Raw genomic sequence first — 20,960 nt, 5'->3', positions numbered from 1 at the left:
CATCATGAGTACACACCAAGACAGAATCGAAACGGCCCTCCTGGCAGGGGACTGGGACCGGGTCGGGTATGAGGCCTCAGAATGGGCCCGCGCGGTGGAGACCGCCGGTGAAAAAGATCCTCACCCGTACTTCGCCTTGAATATCACCCACCTGATTCGTGGAGAATTCGCCGACGCCTGGCGGGTGTACGCTCGCGCGTTGCAAGAGACCGACGATATCGAGCGCGTGCGTGAATGGGTGCAGTCCATCGCAGAGCGGCATTCCGACAATGCCCAGGCGCATCTGGTGCAGGGATTGTTCTTGGCCCAGTCCGGTCAGTCGGAACAATCGATGGCGTCCTACAAAGAAGCCGCGAGGCTGGCTCCGCACTCGCCCTATCCTCACTATTTCCTAGCTCAGATTCACGAGCGAGCCGATCATCTTGAAATGGCCATCAAGGAATATCGCGAGGCGGTGAAGCTGGCTCCTGAATTTGCGCCCGCGCGCACGAATCTCGGCGTGGCTTACCAGGAGCAGGGCCGACTTGAAATGGCCATTCCCCAATATCGCGAAGTGATCAAGCTGAATCCCAACGACGGGTTGGCCCATGCCAATCTTGGCTGTGCCCTGGCGGAGCAGGGCAAATTTGAACCGGCGCTGCAAGCCTACAAAGAAGCCTTGCGGCTCAACCCGCGCGACGCGGAAATCCATTTCGCGCTCGGCGGAGTCTATGAAACCAAGGGGCGGATGGATCTCGCCTTGAAGGAATATCGTGAAGCGACGCAGCTCAATCCGGAGCTTGCCTCGGCCCACACTGCACTCGGCTGGTTGTTGATGGAGCAATCGAGAGCCTCGGAGGCCATGGAGGCCTTCAGCAAAGCCTTGAAAGCCAACCCGGAAGAAGCCCAGGCGCTCTACGGCATCGGGAGGATTTACGCCGCCAAGGGCAAGCGGGAAAGCGCCGCCGAAAACTTCTCCAAAGCCATCCGTTTTGAAAAAGATCCCACCAAAAAAAACGCCATCATGAACGCACTCTTCACCAGCGGCCAGACTGGGGATTGAGGATTCGAGGGATGTGCTTCCTTGTTTTCGGATCGCCCGCCCTGCTACGAGCGTCTATGTTCGAGCGTCTTTCGTAAGCGGCCTATCCACCCACTTCTTCCACTCTGTGAACATGACACGGGCCATGGCTTTGGATCCTGCTCGAAGCCAGTCGCCTTTTCTTTTGGACAGGTCTCGTCGTACGGGTCCGATAGCATCTCGACTTCCCAGATGCACGTTGGCGGTTTCCTGGCCCATGGTATAGAGCAGTTGCCCTTCATCCCGCTTCTTCGGCAGGGCGGTCAGGTCGATTCGGGAACAGTAGGGAGAAAGCCGGCGCACGATCCAGATTTCATGGAGTTGCACAAAGGGGTCGGCGGACCGGACAGCCTGGTCCACGATCGATTGATACAGGATGGTCGTATCCCGTCCACCTCTGGCCCACACCACGGCAGAGGGCGCCAAGGCCTTGGCTTCACGTGCGATCATGCCTCCCTGCCAGTCTGCCAGAGCGACATAACGCGGACGTCCCAGGCTTCCCACTCCAGACACGCGGTGGTGCAGACTCCAGGACAGTCCCGGCTCCGGCATCAGGCGGTTGAACAGCAGGCGTAGGGACTGAGGCACGGGTCCTTGAGCCGGCGGCAGAGCCTGCATCTTCTTCCAGAACTTCACCGGGTGACGGAGCTTGCTGGTGGCGAGGTCGCGCAGCCAGCTGTGCTGTTCTGCCAGCACGAACGGTTGTCCGCTGGACTGCAGTCCTTCGAGGTACCCGGTCAGCAGCGCCTCTGAAGCGGCTTTGGGGCTCAGGCTCAACTGGTCCGTCTTGATGGCGAGTCTGGCGCTGACGGCCAGACGCATCAGGTCATTGGTGTAGGGCAGGAGGGCCGTTTCATCGAAGTCGTTGACGCCCCAGGTCAGACGGCCTTCCCGGTCCCGCCAAGTTCCAAAGTTTTCGAGGTGGAGATCGCCGACGGCCAACAACGCGGGTGCCGCGGCGACATCCGCGCAGATACTTGGCCACAGTTGCATCCACCGGTAAAAGGTGGCCCGCAAAAACGAAAACGCGTCCCGTCGCATGGCGGCATGTTTGAGTGCGAGGTCTGCCGGGATGAGGGGCATATATGTGGAGAGCCAGTGCTCGTAGGAGCGAGTGGCCTCGTCGATCTGCATCGCCATGCTGGAAGTGCCTCAGTGAGAAACGAGAGTGTGAACGGGGTAGAACGCTGGTCACATGTCGCAGGTGGTTCTTTAGAGTTCCGTACCCGTCCGGACTGTAGAGTAACCAGAATATGCTGTTTTATCCAGGGGAAGACCGAGGCACAATAGAGAGTGCGGGAGTGATGCGGGATGTGTGAGGGGCAACAGGCGTCGCGCCTTACAGTTCCCGGATGGCGCCTTGGAGGACGGTCATCTGGGTCATGGGATCTCCAGAGGCTTGAAGCTCGGCGCGGATCTGGTCCTTGAGGTAACTGGTGTAGCCGATTTTGTCGAGGAGGAGGTCGAGAAAGCGCTCGGAGGACAGGAGGGTCTGGGCTTTCAGCTCGTCGATGGCCTCGTCGCTCACCGGCACATAGCTGCTGCCGATGTGGAAGATAATGTTGTAGTGGCGGTTTCGCCCGAGCCGTTCAAACCGTAATCCCTTCACGTGCCGTCCTTCCTCTTACAGGCCAACGGGAGCACATTGTAGACAATCACCGGTGAGAAGACAAGGTCGGTCCCACGCCCTGCGGGCTCACCAGCCGCTGGTTTCCGGTCTGCCGGTCAGGACTTGGCGTTCTTCTTGCCGAAGTATTCGCGTCGGCTGACGGCGACATCGGAGACGAACATGACGCCCGAGTGTCGTTCGAACAGCGGTCGTAACCCGGCCAGCACCGGTTCCACCTTTTCTTCCGGCACCACCGCCATGATCATGACCAGGCTCTCCTGCTCACTGAACATAAAATGGGCTTCACGGACGCCATGATGGCCTTTCCCCGAGATATTGCCGATGATGGTGTAGCCGGTCGCCTCCACCTTGTCCAACAACTCGGTCACAAAGGGCCGATGCTCACCCGACACGATGACGCGAATTTCTTTCATGGGATGCAACGTGAGTGCGGCCATGTCTCCACTCCTTTGAAAAAGATCTTCTCTCGGCAATGATGGCTGTTCATCTATGTGTCACTAGGATTTCTGACACGGCGCCAGACACCCGACGGCATGTAGCGGTACCAGACTCCGTCCTCCGGGTCCAGCGTAGCCAGGTGTACCCACTCGTTGTGATAGAAATGTTGTAGCACCTCGTGTCGCGCGATGAGTTTTTCGATCCGCGCACGCGACGCCTCCACCAGTGTCAGGAGCCGCATGGGTTCATGGTAGGGCATCTCGTCGTTCATGACGGTCTGCCAGGCCAGACCGAGCCGGAGATCGCTCCAGGGGCCGGACATGATTCCGATGCGGCCGACCACGTTGTGGTAAATCTTGCTCCCGCTTCCATACACATCGTTGTCCACGGCTGAGAAATAATGCTCCATGTTGATCCACTGCGCCACCACCTGCGGCGCGGTCAGGAGCACTTCCAGCCAGCGGCCGGTCGGATCTTCCCGATAGTCGTACGAGTGCAGGAAGACGCGTCCGGCCAGGTTCAATCCTTTGGTCAGCTCCCGGCGGCCGATGATGAAGGTCGTGTTGCTGGACAAGCCCCATTCCGGCCGCACCTGGCTCCAGTCCGCGCTCCGTCCGGCCACATGTGCCGACGCCTCGTCAAGGGGCAGGACAGCCCCCACATCGGGGAACCGGCTGCAACGTTCCTGACTGGTCAGTTGCGCGGCTTCGCGTAAATCGTCGTACAGTCGGGTCACGTCTTTGCGGTGGGTAGGGGGCGCATCTTCGAGATCGAACAGGTGCACCTCATCCGTGGTGGTATCGACCTGCCCGGCCAGGAAATGGGTGTCGGGCGGTATTTCGATGCCGCGTTTCGCCAGGCGTTCCCGCACGGGCGGGCGGTTGGCCATCGCGGCCAGCACACGCGCGTTCGGTTTGCCTTCGTTTCCCCCGCAAGCGCCGCAGTCCAGCGCCGATTCGAACGGGTTGTTCTCGGTGGTGCTGCCATGGGCGCAGAAGAGCACGAGCCGGGCAAAGTTTCTGACCAGGCCCATCATGCGCAGGGCGGTTTCTATGGTCATGACCTGTTCGTCGAGCGTAAAGCCGGTCCGCGTGATCCGTTCTTTCTGGCGGGAGGCCGCGCGGCGATTGATCCGGTAGTGCCGCCGGAGTTCTTCGAGGAAGGTCGTGAGTTGTTCGGTCGACAGATCGACCGATTTGGCCGCCTCGCTCAGGAACGGTTCCACTGGTGCATCGTCGTCCAGTGCCCGCCGCCGTAAGGCCTCGACGAATTCGGCCTCGACCCGCGATCCGTGCAGCCCCAGTCGGTCGCGCAGAGCCTTCCAGATTAAGGCTCGCTGCTCGGAGACCACCATCTCCTCGGTTTCCGCCGGCGCCAGTTTGTCCACCGTGAGAATCGTCGCGATGGGCGGGACAAACAACCGCCGCACCCAACCGGTCAGACGTTTGTAGAAGGCCGGCAACATCGTTTTGCCCATCATGGGCAGCGCGTAGAACCAGCCCAGCGACTCCACCATGACATAGGGGGTGACGACGTTTTCTTTCAGATCATGCAGGAGCGTATGTCCGGCGTGAACCAGTTTAGCGCGCGACTGGTGTTTGGATACGTAGTGATCCAGATAGCTGCGGGGGATCTCGCGCACCTCGTTTTTCGCACGCATGATGACGGGGAACTGCTCCGTCTCGTGTTCCTTGCCCCAAGCCCGGTAGCGGATGAAGACCGCAAAGAACCCGGCAAACCCATAGGTGTCGTTGGCCCCGGTCGATTCCAGGTGGCGACGGAACGGCTCGGACCGCACATCGATGCAAAAGACCGATTGGGAATGGGGTCGTACCGGCGCTTGTGGCTCGGCGGCAGCGGGTTGGGGTTTGACCGGCGCACGCAACAGCATGCCGAAGAGGTGATCTTGGTACCCGGCCTCGAAGGCCTTGAGCCACACCGGGCCATGCGCGGATTCCGGAAAGGCCTCAATCCAGTCCAGTAGGGTGCGAAGGGCCGTCAGCGGACCGTCCATGAGGAGCGCCGGAACGATCTCGAGCGCCTGCGCCAGCGTGAGCAAGCGGCGAGCCATGAGCCGTTGCGCGGCTCGCTCGCGACGAGGTCCGAACTCGATCTGGTAGTGCTGGGTCAGCGACTCCCATTTGTGGGAGAGCACCGGCGCTTCCTGTTGCCGCTGGCGCATTGTGTGATGGAGGTGAGCGACTCGGTCGGCAAAGGCGGCGGGGAGCCGTCCGGCAGTCCATTCCTTATGCATGACATACGCATGAGACTGGCGCGTCATGTAGTCCATCACCGCGGGATAGTTTCCGTCGATGCCTAATTCGTCCCGGCAAACTTTTTGGACCAGTTCGCGTACATACCACAGGCGGACGGCGAGGAACTTCACCAGCCCGACAGGGTAGGCCTGCTGCCAGGCATAGTCGGTTTCTTCCGCGCGCCATTTAATGAAGCCGGCCCAACCCGGGAGAGCCGCCAGTTGGAGCGAGAGGTAGTCCTGCCGGAATTTCACGGGGATCGCCAGCGCCTCGAGACAGTCCAAGACGGCGTCTTCGGGGTGTTCCGGCAGCGCCGAAATTTTCCGCCGGCTGTCCACAATGCCGCACGTCGCCCACTCTTTCCCTGCCACCTGCTTCCAGGCTGCGTAGAGGCCCTGGTCTCGTCCCGGCATCGACCAGGTCGCGTGGCCTTCGTCTAGAAACGCTTCACACCATTTGACCAGTTCGCTGTTGATCTGTTCAACGATCTGAGTCCCGAGCGTCTGGTCGCACCAGCTGGAGAGGGTGAGATGGTGTCCGAGGGCGCCCACATCCTCCCTCACCGTGGCAGTGATCCGTTCCTGTACGGTGGCGGTGGAGAATGAGGCCAGTCGTTCTGCCAGGGCATCGACCTGTTCTTCATTCGGTTCGTGTTCCATCAGCCGATCAAACGGCTCGTCGGTGGCGCTGGACAAGCCATGGGTCAGGCAGGACCGCAACACGTCGCGATGCGAAATGCGGCAGGGGCCAAGATCGATTTCCTGGTCGAGCGCGAGCGATGCCAGCGCCTCGTCGATGTGGCGGACGAGAATTCTGCCCGACTTCAGATAACGCCGATACACGTCACCGGGGAGATACCCGTTGCCGCCTAAGAATTGGCGTCCACGACGGACCGTTTCGGCAAACGGGAGATACTCCAGGCTGTGAAGCGGGTTGTGGTGGACGAAGGTCCGCATGGGCCAATACTGCGCAATGACTTCGCTGGCGAGACGGATCATGCCTCGCAGCTCCATGCGGCGGGCTTCGAGGTCTGCCGGGTCGTCGGTGCGGATCACCGGATCCATGTGTGCTCCTGCATGGCGACAGTGGGCGCGGGTGTCGGCGCATACGAATCGAAGAAGCGCGAGGGGGCGGTGCCGAGGGCCAGTAGTAACAGCAACAGCAGCACCAACGAGGTGAACTCCGTCTGACGCAAGTCCTCGTAGCGGATGTCCAGGCGTTGCCGGCCGAAGACGAGCTGTTGCACGAGATCGATGTAGTACCAGGAGGCCGTGAGCCAGACGATCATGATGACGGTAAAGGGCCCGGAGGGCGAAAACGTGGGCATGAGCAGCATGCCCAGGAAGCCGGAAAACACGCCGAAGGGCGGCATGCCCAAGGCCGCGAGCGCCAGTAACGCCAACAACGTGCTGAAGCGAGGCATGGGATAGGCGAGACCGCCGAGTGCGCGCAGATCGATATCGCCATAACGGGCCCGGATCGCGTACCAGGCCAGCAGCAGTCCGCTCGCCGCGAGCCCCACGGCACTAAGGTAGACCGTGGCTTGCATGGGGGCGGTGCCGGTGTCGGCGATATACCACCAGAGCAGACTGAAAAATGCGAGAGCGCCATACGCGAGCCGAGGGAGCGGACGTGTTTGAATCAATGCTCGGAGCGAACCGTAAACGGCACCCGCGAGTGCCAGAATCGCCACGGTGCGCAGTGTCGTGACCGTCAGGTTCGGGAGCACCGACAGCAGGGTATGGAATCCGATGGTCGGAAGCAGGAAGGCGAGAAACGCGGGGAGATTGCCCGGCAATCCGGTCAAGGTCGCCATGAACCCGCTGTGAGCGGGCAGGAGCGGCAGCAGTGTGGCACAGGCGACCAACAGGGCCACCGTCGAGGCCGGTGCCGGGAACAGCCACGCCAGCAGGGCCGATGCCATTCCCAGGCCATAGACCGACAACCCTCGCCACGTGTCCGAAGTGGCGCCGGATTGATACCGATAGAGCAGGCTGCACAGAATGCCGGGCAGGATTATCAGCAAGATGTCGTGGACAGGCGCCTGACCGGTGAGGATGCCGAGCCCCAGCCCCAGCAACACCAGCGTCATCGTCCAGGCCGGGCCATTGTCGCGGTGCAACGGTTGACCGAGGAGCGAAAGAAACGCCGTCAGCGGCAGCAGGCAGAGAAAGGGCACACCGACCAGCGTCTCGCCCAACGCCAAGGGTGTCCCGATCACGATAAGCAGACTCGCTGCGGCGGTCAGCAGGGCCGAGGTTTTCATTCGTTGGAGCGAGGACCGCTGGAGTAGTCCGAGTCCCGCGCCCAGGAACGGAACGGCCATGAGCAGCCACGGTGTCATCCAGGGCTTGATCATGACTGGCCTCCGATAGCCGGTGCGGCTGAGTTGTTGGCGCGGCTGGGTTGAGCGGTCACGACAGGCGCTTTTCCAGGTGATGGGCGACGCGCGCCACAATCTGGCCGAGCTTGAGATACAGCTGATCCAAGTAGAGTCGGTTCATGAACAGGACATACAGGCGGACGAGCAGCACGTCGATCCATCCGGGAATTTTGACGGTGCGTCCATGCGCATGCGCATAGAGATACACCCAGCTGAGGATGGTCAGCAACGTTGTGCCGACCACCAGACTGTCGAACAGGCGGCCCGGCAATGCCGCGGCCTTGAAATAGGAGGCCACCACCTCCGGATTCGGATAGAGAAAGTGCGTAAAGCTCTCTACCGCGAACAGATACGTGAAGACCACGATAATGAGCGTCACCAGCATGGCGGCGGAGACCTTCCAGGAGGCCACGGCGCGAATACGCGTCAGCGAGAGAATCGCCTGCGAGGAAGTCACCCAGATGAAAAACAGGAAAATTACCGTGCCCTGTGAATCGATCAGCGGAATGCGCAAGACCCCATGCGTGACGAGCAGGATCACGAGCGGCAGCAGCAGCGTCGTCAGGAACCCGGTGGACCAGGTGAGGTTGGAGAAGCTGCGTTCCTCCGCCTCGCGGTCGGTTTGCGGAAAAGAAGGTTCCTGGCGGGCCTTGTGGATGACGTTGCCGCAGTTCAAGAACACCGTACCTTTGAACAGACCATGCGCGATGAGATGGAAGACGGCGAGGGAGAAGGCGCCCAGGCCGCATTCCATAATCATGTACCCCATCTGGCCGATCGTCGAAAAGCCGAGCGTCTTCTTGATGTCGTTCTGCGTCAACATCATGGTCGCGCCCAGAATGGCCGTGAGCATCCCAATGACGAACACCACATGGAGGGTGGTCGGGCTCAGGCCGTAGAGCGGGGCGAGGCGGTTCAGGAGAAATCCACCGGCGTTGATGATGCCGGCGTGCAGGAGCGCGTGGACCGGGGTCGGTGCATAGAGCGATCGCGGCAGCCAGGTGTGGATCGGGAACTGCGCCGATTTGCCCATGGCCCCGACGAAAATAAGCAGGGTCACCGCCGTGACACCGTTGATCTCCCAGCCGAGGTCAGGCCAGAGGGACAGGGTGACGGGCGTGTCTGCAGCGCGGGCAAACAAGGTCTGGAACTCAAATGTGCCGTACAGCGAATAGGCCAGGACGATACCGGCCAGGAACGCCGCATCGCTCAGCCGCAACATCGTAAACGTGTTCGCTGCGCCGGACAGGGTGGCGGCATGGCTGTGATTGTGCGCAAGCAGAAACAGCAGCCACGAGAGGATCTGCCAGAACACAAACAACATCACCAGGTTGGCGCTGGACACCATGCAGAGCAAGACCGAGGTTGTGATGCCGAGCATCCCGAGATACCGGCGATACCCGCGATCCTGATACATGTAGCCCATGGAGTAGCGATAGATGAGCGTGGTGACGCCGGTGATCAGGACCATCATGACCGCGCTGAGCCGGTCGATGTAGAAGCCGATGGGGAAGGCGAGGTTGGCGACGGAAGCCGGATCGTAGAGCTGAAGGGTGACCGGCTCTCCGGAGGTCACCAGCACCAGGGTGATGAGGGACCCCAGAAACGCCGCCACGACCGGGAACAACCCCGCCCTGGCATTCTGGTCCTGCTCCGCACGATCGCCGGTCATCACGATGAAGGCCGTCAACAACGGCAACAGCGGGACGAGCGCTAGAAACGACATGCCGATTCCATGTTTCCCCTGCAAAGAAAAAGGCCAGCCGACGGCCCTTGAAGCAAGGAACCAACGACTGGCCTGCACTGTCCCCGGCCTTTCCCTGGGGGGAAACACCGGCAAGACCCTACTGCCTGTCTCATCATATCTTGGGGGTGGGTCCGGGCCACGCGCAATTCACAGCCTCTCGGCGGCACCACCGGAAAACTACGGTAGATGTAGCCGCGCCGCCCTCGTAATTGCAAGCAAAAAGTCTGTGCGACAGGACTCAGTGGGAAGGCCGATGGATTCAATCCATGGCCTCGCGATGGACCATTGGCCGAACGTTCAACGGGGGGGTAGAGTCTGCCCATGGCAGTGACTATAATCGGCCTCGCCTCCTTTCCATCACCCATTGAGAAGGGCCAGACTGCCAGTGGCGAGTAAGGGAGAAAAAGAAGCCGCCGTCCGGACGGCGATCATCAAGTTCGAGCAGGAATTTCTGGGCCGCGGTCCGGACGAGGTCCGGGTCTTCATTGTGCGGGATATGCTCGTCGTGCGGTTGAAGGGTGTGCTCACACCCGCAGAGCGACAGCTGGCCAAGACGGCTGAAGGCATCGATATGGTGAAACGGCTTCGGCAGAACCTGATCGCGCAAGGCCGGGAACGGCTTTGCGAACAGGTCACGGATTTGATCGGAGCGAAAGTCACGGCATTGTTTACCGACATCGACACCGTCGTCGGGGAGCGCATTTTTGTGTTTACCTTGGACGGCGACATCGACGCCAACTTCCGGTAGCCCAAAGTCACGAAGCACGATGACAACCCACAGCCTCGAAACCCTCACGTTTGAAAACAGTTACGCGCGTCTGCCCGAGGTGTTCTACGCCAAGGTGAACCCGACGCCGTTCTCCACCGCACCGTTTCTCATCAGCGCGAACCGGGCCGCCATGGAGTTGCTCGATCTCGATCCAGCGGAGGCACAGCGACCGGAGTTCGCCGGAGTATTCGGGGGTAGTCTGCTGGTTCCCGGCATGGAGCCGCTGGCCATGCTCTATTCCGGCCATCAGTTCGGCGTGTATGTGCCGCAGCTCGGCGATGGCCGGGCGATTCTCCTCGGAGAAGTGAAGAACGGGCGCGGTGAACGCTGGGATCTGCACCTCAAAGGCGCGGGGATGACGCCCTTTTCACGCGATGGGGACGGGCGCTCGGTGCTCCGTTCGGCCATCCGGGAATATCTCTGTTGCGAAGCCATGCATGGCCTTGGCATCCCGACGACGCGTGCGCTGTGCCTGGTCGGCAGCGACGACAAGGTGTATCGGGAGCAGGTGGAAAGCGGAGCGACCATCGTCCGGATGGCGCCGTCGCATGTGCGTTTCGGCACGTTCGAAATTTTCTACTACCGGAAGCAGCATGAGCATCTGCAGCGGTTGGCCGATTACACCATCGAGATGCATTTCCCCGACCTCGCGCAGGCCGCCGACAAGTATGCCCGCTTCTTTACCGAGGTGGTCGAGCGCACCGCGAAACTGATTGCACACTGGCAGGCGGTGGGCTGGTCGCACGGCGTGTTGAATACCGACAATATGTCGATCCTCGGCCTCACGCTGGACTACGGCCCCTATGGCTTCATGGACGACTACGACCCCGGCTTCATTTGCAATCACTCGGACTATAACGGGCGCTACGCCTTCAACCAGCAGCCTTACATCGGGCTCTGGAACCTGAGTTGTCTGGCGCAAACCCTGTTACCGTTTGCGCCTAAGGAAGAGTTGAAAGCCGCGCTCGATGGCTACCAATCCAGCGTGGACGGGCACTATCACACCCACATGCGCGCCAAATTGGGGTTGGTGGAAGACCGTGCGGAGGATGAAGCCCTCCTGCAAGAATTGAAATCACTCATGGTGGGGAGCCGGGTCGATTACACAATCTTCTGGCGCGAACTGAGCCGGTTCTCATCCGACGCGGGCTCAAGGAACGAACAGTTGCGCGAGCATTTTCTGAATCCGGAACGATTCGACGCCTGGGCCGTTCAGTATCGCGACCGGCTCCAGAGTGAGCAGAGCCGCGACGAAGAGCGCCGGATTCGGATGAATCGGGTGAATCCCAAATACGTGCTGCGTAACTATCTCGCTCAAGGAGCCATCGAGAAGGCGCAGCAGAAAGATTATTCCGAGGTTGAGCGGTTGTTGACGTTGCTCCAGGATCCCTATACCGAACAAGCTGGTATGGAGACGTACGCCGCCGTCCCGCCGAATTGGGGCAAACACCTCAGCGTCAGCTGCTCGTCTTAGCCCGGACCGTTCCGGGTTGTCACTCACAAATCGGACAGGAGAGTCGAGTTCATGCGTGTAGAGAAACTTGGCGGCCTCACGGTTCGCCTGACGGGCGGCATCGACGGAAAAGGCGGCGGGACTGGCCCGCTGGTGGTGCTGCTCCATGGTTTCGGTGCGCCGGGCGACGACCTCGTGCCGCTCAGCGAATATCTCGATGCGCCCACCGGGACACGCTTTCTCTTTCCTGAAGCGCCGATTTCCATTCCAATGGGGTTCGGCGATTCCCGCGCCTGGTGGATGGTCGACATGGCCCGAATCCAAGCCGATCGAGCCGCAGGCAAAGTCCGGGATATGTCAGGCGAAATTCCGCGCGGGCTGACCGAAGCGCGCGAGCGCATGACCTTGCTGCTGGATGAGATACACAGGAAACTCGGCGCCGATCCCAAGCGCATGGTGTTAGGCGGCTTTTCACAGGGAGCCATGTTGTCGTGTGACGCACTGCTCCACAGCACGCAGCCCTATGCCGGACTCATCCAGCTCTCCGGGACCCTGGTGGCAAAACAGGAGTGGGCGCCGTTGCTGACGAAACGCAACGGCCTGCCGCTGTTTCAGAGCCACGGTACGCAAGACCCCATCCTGCCCTACGCGATGGCAGAACGGTTGCGGGATGAATTTCTACAGGCCGGTCTGTCGGTCGACTGGCAGCCGTTTCGGGGCGGCCATGAAATCCCGGAGCCGGTGTTGCGCAAGCTGGGCAGTTTTCTCTTGAAGGCCGTGAGATAGGCGCGGGATGGATGCCTTCACACTCACCGGCGCAGACGGCACAACCCTCCGTGGCGATCGTATCGTCGGTAAGGACCGCCAGCTTCTCTTCATCACCGGGTTTCTCTCCAAACGGTGGGGCAACAAGAGCAAGGCGTTGGCGCAATGGTGTCAGGAGCGGGGCTGGGGCTTCTGCTGCTTCGACTTTCGTGGATGGGGTGACTCGGGCGGCGCGTGGGGTGAGTATCGTTTGCTGCAATGGTTGGAGGACGCGGAAGCCGTCACGAATCTGTTGGCTGATGGGCCGCCGGTGACGATCGTCGGTAACTCTCTCGGCGGATGGCTGGCCTGGCTGGTCGCGCAGAAGCAACCGGCGGTGGAAGAATTGATTCTCATCGCCCCGGCGTTCAATATGATGGATCTGCGCGCGGCTCAGATGTCCGACGAGCGGCGTGAACAGTGGCAGGCGACCGGCTCCATGCCATGGGACGACGAGCCCATGCATCGAGCGGCGCCGATTCCTTGGCATTGGGTCGAGGACAGCCAGGCCCTCTGGCGCCGCCGCCTCACCATGCCGCGTCGCGTCAAGACGACCATCCTGCATGGACTACAGGATGCGGTGATCACACCCGACGGCAGTTGGGCCTTCGTGCAGCAGGTGTTATCACAAGATCCTGAATTTCCCATTGAAGCCATGTTCAAAACCGGCGATCACCGACTGAGCGGCCCGGACCATTTGGAGATATTCAGACAGTTGGTGACTCGGTCACGATAGAAGGGTACCCATGCTTGTCTTGATTCATAAAGAGTGTGGCGGGCCGGCGCTGGACGAATCGCCGGTCGGCGAAGTCTGCGCGATTCCGGTCAGTCAGTTTCCATTCACCTGTTTTACCTGCCTGGAAGACATCCTCGATGAATCCGAAGTGCGGCTGACCGAAGATCTCGGCATCTAGCAGGCTGCGGAAAAAGTCCGCCCGCGGCGTTCAGTGGATATTCACGTCGCATCCAGGTAAGGTGCCACGCAGCTTATTACACAGAAAAGAGGCATCGGTGTCATCGACACAACAACATAATAGTGGGCCGGATTCCGACGGTCCTGAGGTTCCTGAACCCTCCCATGCCGAACGGGCGAAGACGCTGGTCTATCTGCAACAGACAGGCGGGCTCTCGACCATTTCGCGGAAGCAGCCCGGTTGGCCGTTCGGCTCGGTGATGCCCTACGGGTTGGACGAACAGGGGCAGCCGCTGTTTCTCATCAGCACCATGGCGATGCACACGCAGAACCTCCTGGGCGATCCGCGCGCCAGTCTGCTGGTGACGCCGCCGGAAAGCAGAACCGATCCTCTGGGTGCCGCCCGGGTCACGTTGATGGGATCGGTGACACGCGTGCCGAAGGAGGAGAGTGCACCGGTCCGCGAACGCTACCTGGCCCGGCATGCCAACGCAGCCTATTGGGTGGACTTCAACGACTTCGGTTTTTTTCGCATGGCGATTGCGGATATTTATTTCGTCGGCGGCTTCGGTTCCATGGGATGGGTTGCGCCGGCCGACTACATGACCGCTGCGGTCGATCCATTGGCAGGGACCGCGTCGGACCTCATCCGCGAGATCAATACGGCACAGCAGGAGACGCTCTTGCTGCTCGCCCGCGCATTCGGCAAGCTGGATGCGCAACAGGCGAGTATCACGACGATGGACCGATTGGGATTTCACCTGCGCGTCAAAACGCCCGACCGGATGCAGGGTGGGCGATTTGCCTTCACCGATCCTGTGCACAATGCGGAGGAAGCCCGCGCCGGTCTCGTCGATCTGGCCGCGAAGGCAAGGGCGGGGACTGAGGTACTGCACTCCCTGTAATTGCCGCGTGAGTCACAGCATCCAACGGGTGTGATTTCTGGCTGAGGGATAAGGGCTATTTCCCCTCGATCGCGTTCCGGATCTCCGTGCGCAGCACGTCCGAGTGGGGATTCTTCACCTCGCGGCGAATCACGATGTCGGTCGACGTGACCGGCTTGCCGTAGTACGCGCGGCTCCATTCATCGCGTGAAATCAGCACGGCCCCTTCCAACGACACGCCCGCGAACAGGCCCTTGGCCCGCACGAACGACAGCAGGTCCGCGCTCAGATTCGGCGTGGTTGCGCCGGAGACGCCGGCTCCGACCGGTCCGACGGCGACCGATCCATCTGCCCCTAGTTTGAAATTGCCGAGCAGCAGTGAATCGACCCCACGTTGTGTCAGGACGAGCAACACGACCTCCGACATCTGCGCGCCGAATTGAAAGCCGAAACTGGCGGCTCCCATGGTAAAAAATGCCGGCTCGCTCCATTCGCCGGTTTTTTCGTCCCTGGCCATGAACACGCCGCTGCCGCCCGATGCGCCATAGAGCAACGCGCCCTTCATATATTGCGGGACGATGAATAATCCTTTGGCGTCTTTGAGGTGGTCGCGAAACCAGGACATGTTGGAGTCGTTCAGAAAGTTGGTGAAGGTCATGCGGCACTGATCGACCAGGTCCCGCTGTTCACGGTCGTCGGCAAGGGCAGAAGCGGGAGCCATCCATGCGAGCAGAGACAGGAGCAGCGGCGTGAGGATGGCGCGGCAGAATCGGTGCCGGATCAGGCGGTATCGAATCATGGGACGTGGTCTCCCTCGCGCGGTTGTGAATCGAGCCGCGCTTTGTTATGGTGACCGATTGCACGACCGAATAGACGGCTCACACTCTATGATTGAGGATGGCTATGGCGACGAACGATAAGCAAGTAATTTTTTCACTGGTCGGTGTCGGCAAGGTCTATCCGCCGAAAAAGCAAGTCTTGCGCGATATCTACCTGGGTTTTTACTACGGCGCCAAGATCGGCGTGCTGGGTTTGAACGGATCCGGGAAAAGCTCGTTACTCAAGATCATAGCCGGGACCGATCCCAACTATGTGGGCGAGATCACCCGCTCGAAGGGCTACAGCGTCGGATTGCTCGAACAGGAGCCGCAGCTCGATCTCAACAAGACGGTCAAGGAAGTCGTCGAGGAAGGGAAGAAGGAACTAGTGGCGCTGCTGCATGAGTATGAAGCGGTGAGCAACAGCATGGGCGACGCCGGTCCGGATGAAATGGAAAAACTCATCGACAAGCAGGCGCAGCTGCAGGAGAAGATCGAAGCGGCCAACGGCTGGGAACTGGAAAGTGAACTCGAAATCGCCATGGATGCGCTCCGTTGCCCGCCCGCCGATCAGAAGATCAGCGTGCTCTCCGGGGGTGAGAAACGTCGAGTCGCCCTCTGCCGACTCATGATCCAGGAGCCGGATATCCTGTTACTCGACGAGCCGACCAATCACCTGGATGCGGAATCCGTGCAATGGCTGGAGCAGCACCTGCAACAGTACAAGGGCACGGTCATCGCCGTGACGCACGACCGCTATTTCCTCGACAACGTGGCGGGCTGGATTCTGGAACTCGATCGCGGCTCCGGCATTCCTTTCCAGGGCAATTACACCGCCTGGCTCGAACAGAAGCAGGACCGGTTGGAGAAAGAAGAGAAGGCCGAATCCAAGCGCAAGAAAACACTCGAGCACGAGTTGGAATGGATTCGCATGTCGCCGAAAGCCCGGCAGTCGAAAGGCAAGGCGCGTCTCAATCGGTATGAGGAATTAGTCAACCAAAAGCAGGACCAGCTGGCCGCCGATCTGGAAATCTATATTCCGCCGGGACCGCGGCTCGGGGATCTGGTGGTCGAGGCCAAGGGCATCAGCAAGGCGTTCGGCGACAACGTGCTCTACGAAAATGTCGAGTTCAGCTTGCCGAAGGGCGGCATCGTCGGCGTCGTTGGTCCCAATGGCGCGGGCAAAACGACCATGTTCCGCATGATCATCGGCAAGGAGAAGCCGGATACGGGCACCATCCGCATCGGCGAAACGGTCAAGCTCGGCTATGTGGATCAGGATCGCTCGCTCGATCCCAATAAGACGGTGTACGAAATCATTTCCGAGGGACAAGACACGATCATGCTGGGCAAGGCCGAAGTGAACGCCCGCGGCTACTGTGCCCGTTTCAATTTCGCCGGCACCGATCAGCAGAAGAAGGTCAAGGATCTGTCAGGCGGCGAGCGGAACCGCGTGCACCTCGCGCGCATGTTGAAGGAGGGGGCCAACCTCATCATCCTCGACGAACCCACGAACGATCTGGATGTGAATACGTTGCGCGCGTTGGAAGAGGGATTGGAAGGATTCGCCGGCTGCGCCGTCATCAGCAGTCACGACCGCTGGTTCCTGGATCGCGTCGCCACGCATATCATGGCCTTCGAAGGCGACAGCAAAGTGGTGTGGTACGAAGGCAACTACAGCGAATACGAAGCCGATCGCAAGAAGCGGCTCGGCAAAGAAGCCGACCAGCCGCATCGCATACGCTACCGCAAACTGACCAGGAATTAGCAGGTTGCTGAAGGGGGGCGGGCGGACTCTCAGTCGCACGCCTCCCTACAAGACACATCCGTTTTTTCGATTCAGCCGTAGATCCACACATGAACACGTTGCAGGGCTGGCTTCTACGCTATTGGTTCTTCCCCCTTGCCCTGGTCTCTGTCTCTTGCACATCGCTCGCTCCTCCCTCGTCTCAATCACCTGAGCCTCGTGCCTCCCACACCAGAGCCACTCTGTCTTTGGGGGAAAAGGAATTGGCGGACGGCCGGTTCGTCGGACTGGCCTTCTCCGGCGGGGGAAGCCGTGCGGCGGTGTTCGGGGCCGCGGTGATGAAGGAATTGGATGGTCTGGGGCTGCTCCAGCAGGTCGATGTGTTGTCTGCCGTATCCGGCGGTGCCTTGCCTGCGGCGTCCTATGCGCTGGAGGGGTACCGCGACTTTAATTTTCAAAACGGTTTCGTGGAACTGGTCGGTCGCGATTTTCAGGGAGCCATCCTAGGGCCCTGGTACGCCATGCCTCAGAACGCAATCCGGTATGCGTTGACCGATCGTATCCCAGCCGAACAGATCATTCAGGTTTTGGACGATCGGCTCTTTCGCGGCGCGACCTTTGCCGATCTCAATCCATCACGACCGATTCTCCTGCTGAATGCGACCGATGCCCTCACCGGCGATCCGTTGGTCATTTCCAACGAACGGTTTGCTGCGCTGGGCCAGCCCCTCGCTCCCTTCAGCCTCGCCCGCGCGGTGTATATGTCCGCCGCCTATCCGGGCGTGCTGGAGCCGTTGGCAATTCCTCATGGGCAGCCAGCGGGCACGCCAACAAGCGAACCTCCGCTGCTGGCCTACGACGGCGGGGCTGCCGACAACCTTGGTATCCGGACGCTGATGCAGGTGGTGAACGATGCGCTGTCGGAGCAATCGATGGCGGACCGGTTTCCCCGCGGCTGTCTAATTGTGTCGATCGATGCCACAGGCCGTCAGCTCAATGACCAGCGTAAACCACTCTCCGCTGCTGCGGCGTTGCTCAGAGGCCATCGACGCAATGTGCTGGAGTTGGCCGGGATTCCTGTTTCGCGGCAGGATACGTCGATGTTCGGCACCTTTCGGGTGGGGCTGAATGGAAACGGCGGGACGTGCCGCTTCTGGCACATTGCGTTACGCCAGTTGCCGGGCAGTGACCCATTAGGCGATCGTGTGACCTACATCAAGACCAATCTCGGGTTGTCGACAGAAGATCAGGCGGCGCTCGTGACCGCGGCGGCCAGACTCGTGGCGAAGGGCCGCGAGGAGATGCCTCAAGCAGACGGTTGGGCCGGCTTCGTGAGTGCCCGGCCTGCGCTTCTCACACATCCGTGACAGCGCCTCTCAAATCCCGGCGAGTGTTTGTGACCGGCGCAACCGGTTATCTCGGAGTGCGGTTCATGCCGTTGTTGCTTGAACGGGGCCATCATGTCACTGCCCTGGCTCGGATGGCATCCGTCCGCAAGGTTCCGACCGGATGCCAGATTGTCGGCGATCCGTGCCGCACGTGAAGCATGCAGGACTACATTGCTGTGCGCCATGAATGCGAAGCGGCGATTGCGGCGGCGGGGTTGGTCGCGACGATTCTCCGGCCCTGGTATAGTCTCAGTCCGGGCCATTGGTGGCCGTTGGCGCTGCAGCCGGTCTATCGCCTGATGGAGCAGGTCCCCGCAACGAGAGATGCCGCTCGGAGGCTTGGTTTGGTTACCATTCAGGAGATGCTCGTCACAATGTTGTGGGTGATTGAACGACCACCGTCCGGTCGTCGAGTGATTGAAGTGCCGGAGATCCGTCGCCTCGGCCGGAGTCCCGCATGACAGCCACCGTCTTGATTACCGGAGCCGGCGGTCTGATTGGTGGATACCTCGTCAGGACTGCCGCTCGGTGGGCCCCGCAATGGAACGTGCACGGAGTCACCAGGGCCGAGGCAGATCTGACTGACCCGGCGCAAGTGCAGGAACTCTGGCGTCGTCACCGGCCCCGTCTCCTGATTCACTGCGCGGCCTTGAGCCGAACCGGCGCCTGTGAGCAGGATCCAGTGCTCGCCAGGCGCATCAATGTCGAGGCGACTCGCGCCCTGGCTGCCGCCGCCCGGGACATTCCCTTTATCTTTCTGTCCACCGATCAGGTCTTCGACGGCTCGAAGGGCTGGTATGTCGAAACGGATGCCGTGCATCCCTTGAATGTGTACGGACAGACGAAGGGAGAGGCCGAGCAGGTCGTCCTCGAAAACCCGGCCCATTCGGTCGTTCGTCTCGCTCTGACAGCCGGCACCTCGCCGACGCACGACCGAAGTTTCGTCGAAGACATGGTGCGGACTGCGGCCAAGGGGAGGAAACTGACGCTTTTTACGGACGAGTTTCGCTGCCCCATTCCGGCGGGACCATTGGTACGCGCCCTGTGGGAGTTTGCCGCCCGGCCGCAGCCGGGTCTCTTTCACCTGGGTGGGAGCGAACGGTTGTCTCGATGGGAAATCGGTGAGTTGCTGGCGAGACGGTATCCGGAACTCCGGCCTTGGATTGAGCCTGGTTCAGTCGCCGACTATCATGGCCCGCCTCGTCCTCCGGACCTCTCGATGCGAAGCGACAAGATGCAGGCGCTGCTGTCGTTCCCCCTGCCAGGTTTTGGCCAGTGGCTCAGCCATGATGCTTCGATCAGCGACGATCCCTGGGACACAGGTCAGTGAGGCAAGGTTCGAATGTAGGCTAGCACGTTTTGGATGTCGCGTTCGGAGAGAAGACCTTTCCAGGACGGCATATTCGGTTTGCCCTCGTGGATGGTTGTCAGCAGGGCACTGTCGGATTTCTTTCTGGTCGCCGGGGCCGTGAGATTGGCCGGATCGGGCCCAAGTAGTTTGTATCCATCCCCTTTGCCCTGAGTTCCGTGACATCCGGCGCAGTGTTTGATGAAGAGTGTCTTCCCCTTTGCCGGGTCAGCAGCTTTCTGCACAGCATTCTCACTGGCCCCGGATTGGGCCGGTGCCGCAGCCACCATAGTTATCGCGACGATCAGCGCTCCGATGAACCCCACGTTCATAACAGTCCCTCCGACGTGATGCGACGGTACTTGCCACAGTCCTCTTGGTGAATCTTACCTGTCTCTGCAGTCGAATGCCATTCGACTGGGCGGCGCTGTCCTGAGGCAGGCCGTCATAGTACAATTGCGCGAATCTGTGCGGTGAGTCTGGTTCGTATGCGGTTCATGTCCGGTAGCTGATCGCATGACAGCGAGAGATCCCCTATCCCTCCTCATCACCGTCTGGGCCGCTTCCGCAGCCTTGATGGTCCTGCTCTGGTTGATCGAGCGCCGCATACGTAACGCGTCCATCGCCGATGTGGGTTGGTGTTATGGGCTGGCACTGGTGGGGTGGTGGTACGCAGGCTCCGTCGCGGGAGAACCGGCCCGGCGCTTGCTGGTGGCGTTGATGATCTTCCTCTATGCCGTCCGCCTCGGCACCCATGTACTCATCGACCGGGTATGGCGCAAGCAAGAGGACGGCCGATACCGCGCGCTACGCCGTCGATGGGGCGTGCACGAGTCCTCGCGCCTGTTCTGGTATTTCCAGCTCCAGGCCGCCGCCATCGCGATGTTTTCGCTTCCTCCCCTCATCGTCATGCAGAATCCCCATCCACCGTTTCATTTTTGGGACCTGATCGGATTTCTCTGGTGGGCTGTAGCCGTCACGGGCGAAGCGGTGGCCGATTGGCAGCTGGCTGCGTTTCGCAGCAAGCTGTGGAATGCAGATCGTGTGTGCCGGATCGGTCTATGGCGCTATTCGCGCCATCCCAACTACTTCTTCGAATGGCTGCACTGGTGGAGTTATGTGTGGATGGCGCTGGCGCTTCCTACGGGAGGCTGGGGCGTAACCCTGATTGGCCCGATAGCCATGGGCGTGGCTTTGCTGAAGGTGACCGGCATTCCCTGGACGGAAGCGCAGAGCATGACGAGCCGTGGGGAGGACTATGCCGAGTACCGGCGCACGACCAACGCCTTCTTCCCCTGGTTTCCGCGCCGGCATTCATGAATA

20 protein-coding genes are annotated in these 20,960 nt (G+C 60.6%); 12 read left to right on the top strand and 8 right to left on the bottom strand.

Features of this window, described 5'->3' with window-relative positions; genetic code table 11:
- Positions 1-4: 4 nt before the first annotated feature.
- Positions 5-1,042 carry a tetratricopeptide repeat protein gene (locus tag V9G17_09940; GenBank protein MEI2752915.1) on the top strand — a complete coding sequence of 346 codons (1,038 nt, stop codon included), beginning with the start codon at positions 5-7 and terminating at the stop codon, positions 1,040-1,042.
- A 54-nt stretch (positions 1,043-1,096) separates the two neighbouring features.
- On the opposite strand, the gene V9G17_09935 is transcribed toward V9G17_09940, so the two are convergent.
- The 6 genes from V9G17_09935 to V9G17_09910 form a co-directional block, all read right to left on the bottom strand.
- Entirely contained in the window at positions 1,097-2,200 is a 1,104-nt protein-coding gene (locus V9G17_09935) for a DUF2252 family protein (protein ID MEI2752914.1), read from the bottom strand.
- A 199-nt stretch (positions 2,201-2,399) separates the two neighbouring features.
- Positions 2,400-2,669, bottom strand: a complete 270-nt coding sequence (locus V9G17_09930) for a hypothetical protein (protein MEI2752913.1) — start codon at positions 2,667-2,669, stop codon at positions 2,400-2,402.
- A 116-nt stretch (positions 2,670-2,785) separates the two neighbouring features.
- Positions 2,786-3,127 carry a P-II family nitrogen regulator gene (locus tag V9G17_09925; GenBank protein ID MEI2752912.1) on the bottom strand — a complete coding sequence of 114 codons (342 nt, stop codon included), beginning with the start codon at positions 3,125-3,127 and terminating at the stop codon, positions 2,786-2,788.
- A gap of 50 nt (positions 3,128-3,177) precedes the next feature.
- Positions 3,178-6,447 carry a DUF2309 domain-containing protein gene (locus V9G17_09920; GenBank protein MEI2752911.1) on the bottom strand — a complete coding sequence of 1,090 codons (3,270 nt, stop codon included), beginning with the start codon at positions 6,445-6,447 and terminating at the stop codon, positions 3,178-3,180.
- A complete protein-coding gene (locus V9G17_09915) occupies positions 6,435-7,742 on the bottom strand; it encodes a hypothetical protein (GenBank protein ID MEI2752910.1) in 1,308 nt (435 codons plus the stop codon). Before V9G17_09915 ends, V9G17_09920 begins: the two co-directional genes overlap by 13 nt.
- Positions 7,743-7,797: 55 nt before the next feature.
- Positions 7,798-9,492, bottom strand: coding sequence for a proton-conducting transporter membrane subunit (locus V9G17_09910; GenBank protein ID MEI2752909.1), 1,695 nt, complete (start codon positions 9,490-9,492; stop codon positions 7,798-7,800).
- Between the two features lie 406 nt (positions 9,493-9,898).
- On the opposite strand from V9G17_09910, the gene V9G17_09905 reads away from it, so the two are divergent.
- The 6 genes from V9G17_09905 (at position 9,899) to V9G17_09880 (ending at position 14,357) form a co-directional block, all read left to right on the top strand.
- Complete coding sequence (locus V9G17_09905; protein ID MEI2752908.1) at positions 9,899-10,261, top strand: DUF2294 domain-containing protein; 363 nt, start codon at positions 9,899-9,901, stop codon at positions 10,259-10,261.
- A gap of 19 nt (positions 10,262-10,280) precedes the next feature.
- Positions 10,281-11,756 carry a YdiU family protein gene (locus V9G17_09900; GenBank protein MEI2752907.1) on the top strand — a complete coding sequence of 492 codons (1,476 nt, stop codon included), beginning with the start codon at positions 10,281-10,283 and terminating at the stop codon, positions 11,754-11,756.
- A gap of 51 nt (positions 11,757-11,807) precedes the next feature.
- Entirely contained in the window at positions 11,808-12,521 is a 714-nt protein-coding gene (locus V9G17_09895; GenBank protein ID MEI2752906.1) for a hypothetical protein, read from the top strand.
- Between the two features lie 7 nt (positions 12,522-12,528).
- A complete protein-coding gene (locus V9G17_09890) occupies positions 12,529-13,275 on the top strand; it encodes an alpha/beta fold hydrolase (protein ID MEI2752905.1) in 747 nt (248 codons plus the stop codon).
- A gap of 10 nt (positions 13,276-13,285) precedes the next feature.
- Positions 13,286-13,453 carry a hypothetical protein gene (locus V9G17_09885; GenBank protein ID MEI2752904.1) on the top strand — a complete coding sequence of 56 codons (168 nt, stop codon included), beginning with the start codon at positions 13,286-13,288 and terminating at the stop codon, positions 13,451-13,453.
- Positions 13,454-13,550: 97 nt separating this feature from the next.
- Positions 13,551-14,357: a DUF2470 domain-containing protein gene (locus V9G17_09880; protein ID MEI2752903.1), complete on the top strand. Its 807-nt coding sequence runs from the start codon at positions 13,551-13,553 to the stop codon at positions 14,355-14,357.
- Between the two features lie 55 nt (positions 14,358-14,412).
- Here V9G17_09880 and V9G17_09875 read toward each other — a convergent pair whose 3' ends face one another.
- Complete coding sequence (locus tag V9G17_09875; GenBank protein MEI2752902.1) at positions 14,413-15,135, bottom strand: lipid-binding SYLF domain-containing protein; 723 nt, start codon at positions 15,133-15,135, stop codon at positions 14,413-14,415.
- A 104-nt stretch (positions 15,136-15,239) separates the two neighbouring features.
- On the opposite strand from V9G17_09875, the gene ettA reads away from it, so the two are divergent.
- The 4 genes from ettA (at position 15,240) to V9G17_09855 (ending at position 19,619) form a co-directional block, all read left to right on the top strand.
- Positions 15,240-16,922 (top strand): energy-dependent translational throttle protein EttA, encoded by a 1,683-nt coding sequence (ettA, locus tag V9G17_09870; GenBank protein ID MEI2752901.1) that lies wholly within the window; start codon positions 15,240-15,242, stop codon positions 16,920-16,922.
- 227 nt (positions 16,923-17,149) lie between these two features.
- The gene (locus V9G17_09865) at positions 17,150-18,268 is read left to right on the top strand and encodes a patatin-like phospholipase family protein (protein MEI2752900.1); all 1,119 of its coding nucleotides are present in this window, start codon (positions 17,150-17,152) and stop codon (positions 18,266-18,268) included.
- A gap of 179 nt (positions 18,269-18,447) precedes the next feature.
- Positions 18,448-18,750, top strand: a complete 303-nt coding sequence (locus V9G17_09860) for a hypothetical protein (protein ID MEI2752899.1) — start codon at positions 18,448-18,450, stop codon at positions 18,748-18,750.
- Positions 18,747-19,619: an SDR family oxidoreductase gene (locus V9G17_09855; GenBank protein MEI2752898.1), complete on the top strand. Its 873-nt coding sequence runs from the start codon at positions 18,747-18,749 to the stop codon at positions 19,617-19,619. Before V9G17_09860 ends, V9G17_09855 begins: the two co-directional genes overlap by 4 nt.
- Here V9G17_09855 and V9G17_09850 read toward each other — a convergent pair.
- The gene (locus V9G17_09850; GenBank protein ID MEI2752897.1) at positions 19,613-19,969 is read right to left on the bottom strand and encodes a cytochrome c; all 357 of its coding nucleotides are present in this window, start codon (positions 19,967-19,969) and stop codon (positions 19,613-19,615) included. The genes V9G17_09855 and V9G17_09850 overlap by 7 nt on opposite strands.
- 184 nt (positions 19,970-20,153) lie before the next feature.
- Between V9G17_09850 and V9G17_09845 the strand changes: the two genes are divergently transcribed.
- Positions 20,154-20,957 carry a DUF1295 domain-containing protein gene (locus V9G17_09845; protein ID MEI2752896.1) on the top strand — a complete coding sequence of 268 codons (804 nt, stop codon included), beginning with the start codon at positions 20,154-20,156 and terminating at the stop codon, positions 20,955-20,957.
- Positions 20,958-20,960: the final 3 nt, after the last annotated feature.

Source organism: Nitrospira sp. (assembly GCA_037045225.1).
Taxonomy (GTDB): domain Bacteria; phylum Nitrospirota; class Nitrospiria; order Nitrospirales; family Nitrospiraceae; genus Nitrospira_A.
This window is presented reverse-complemented; position numbering and strand designations above follow the sequence as displayed.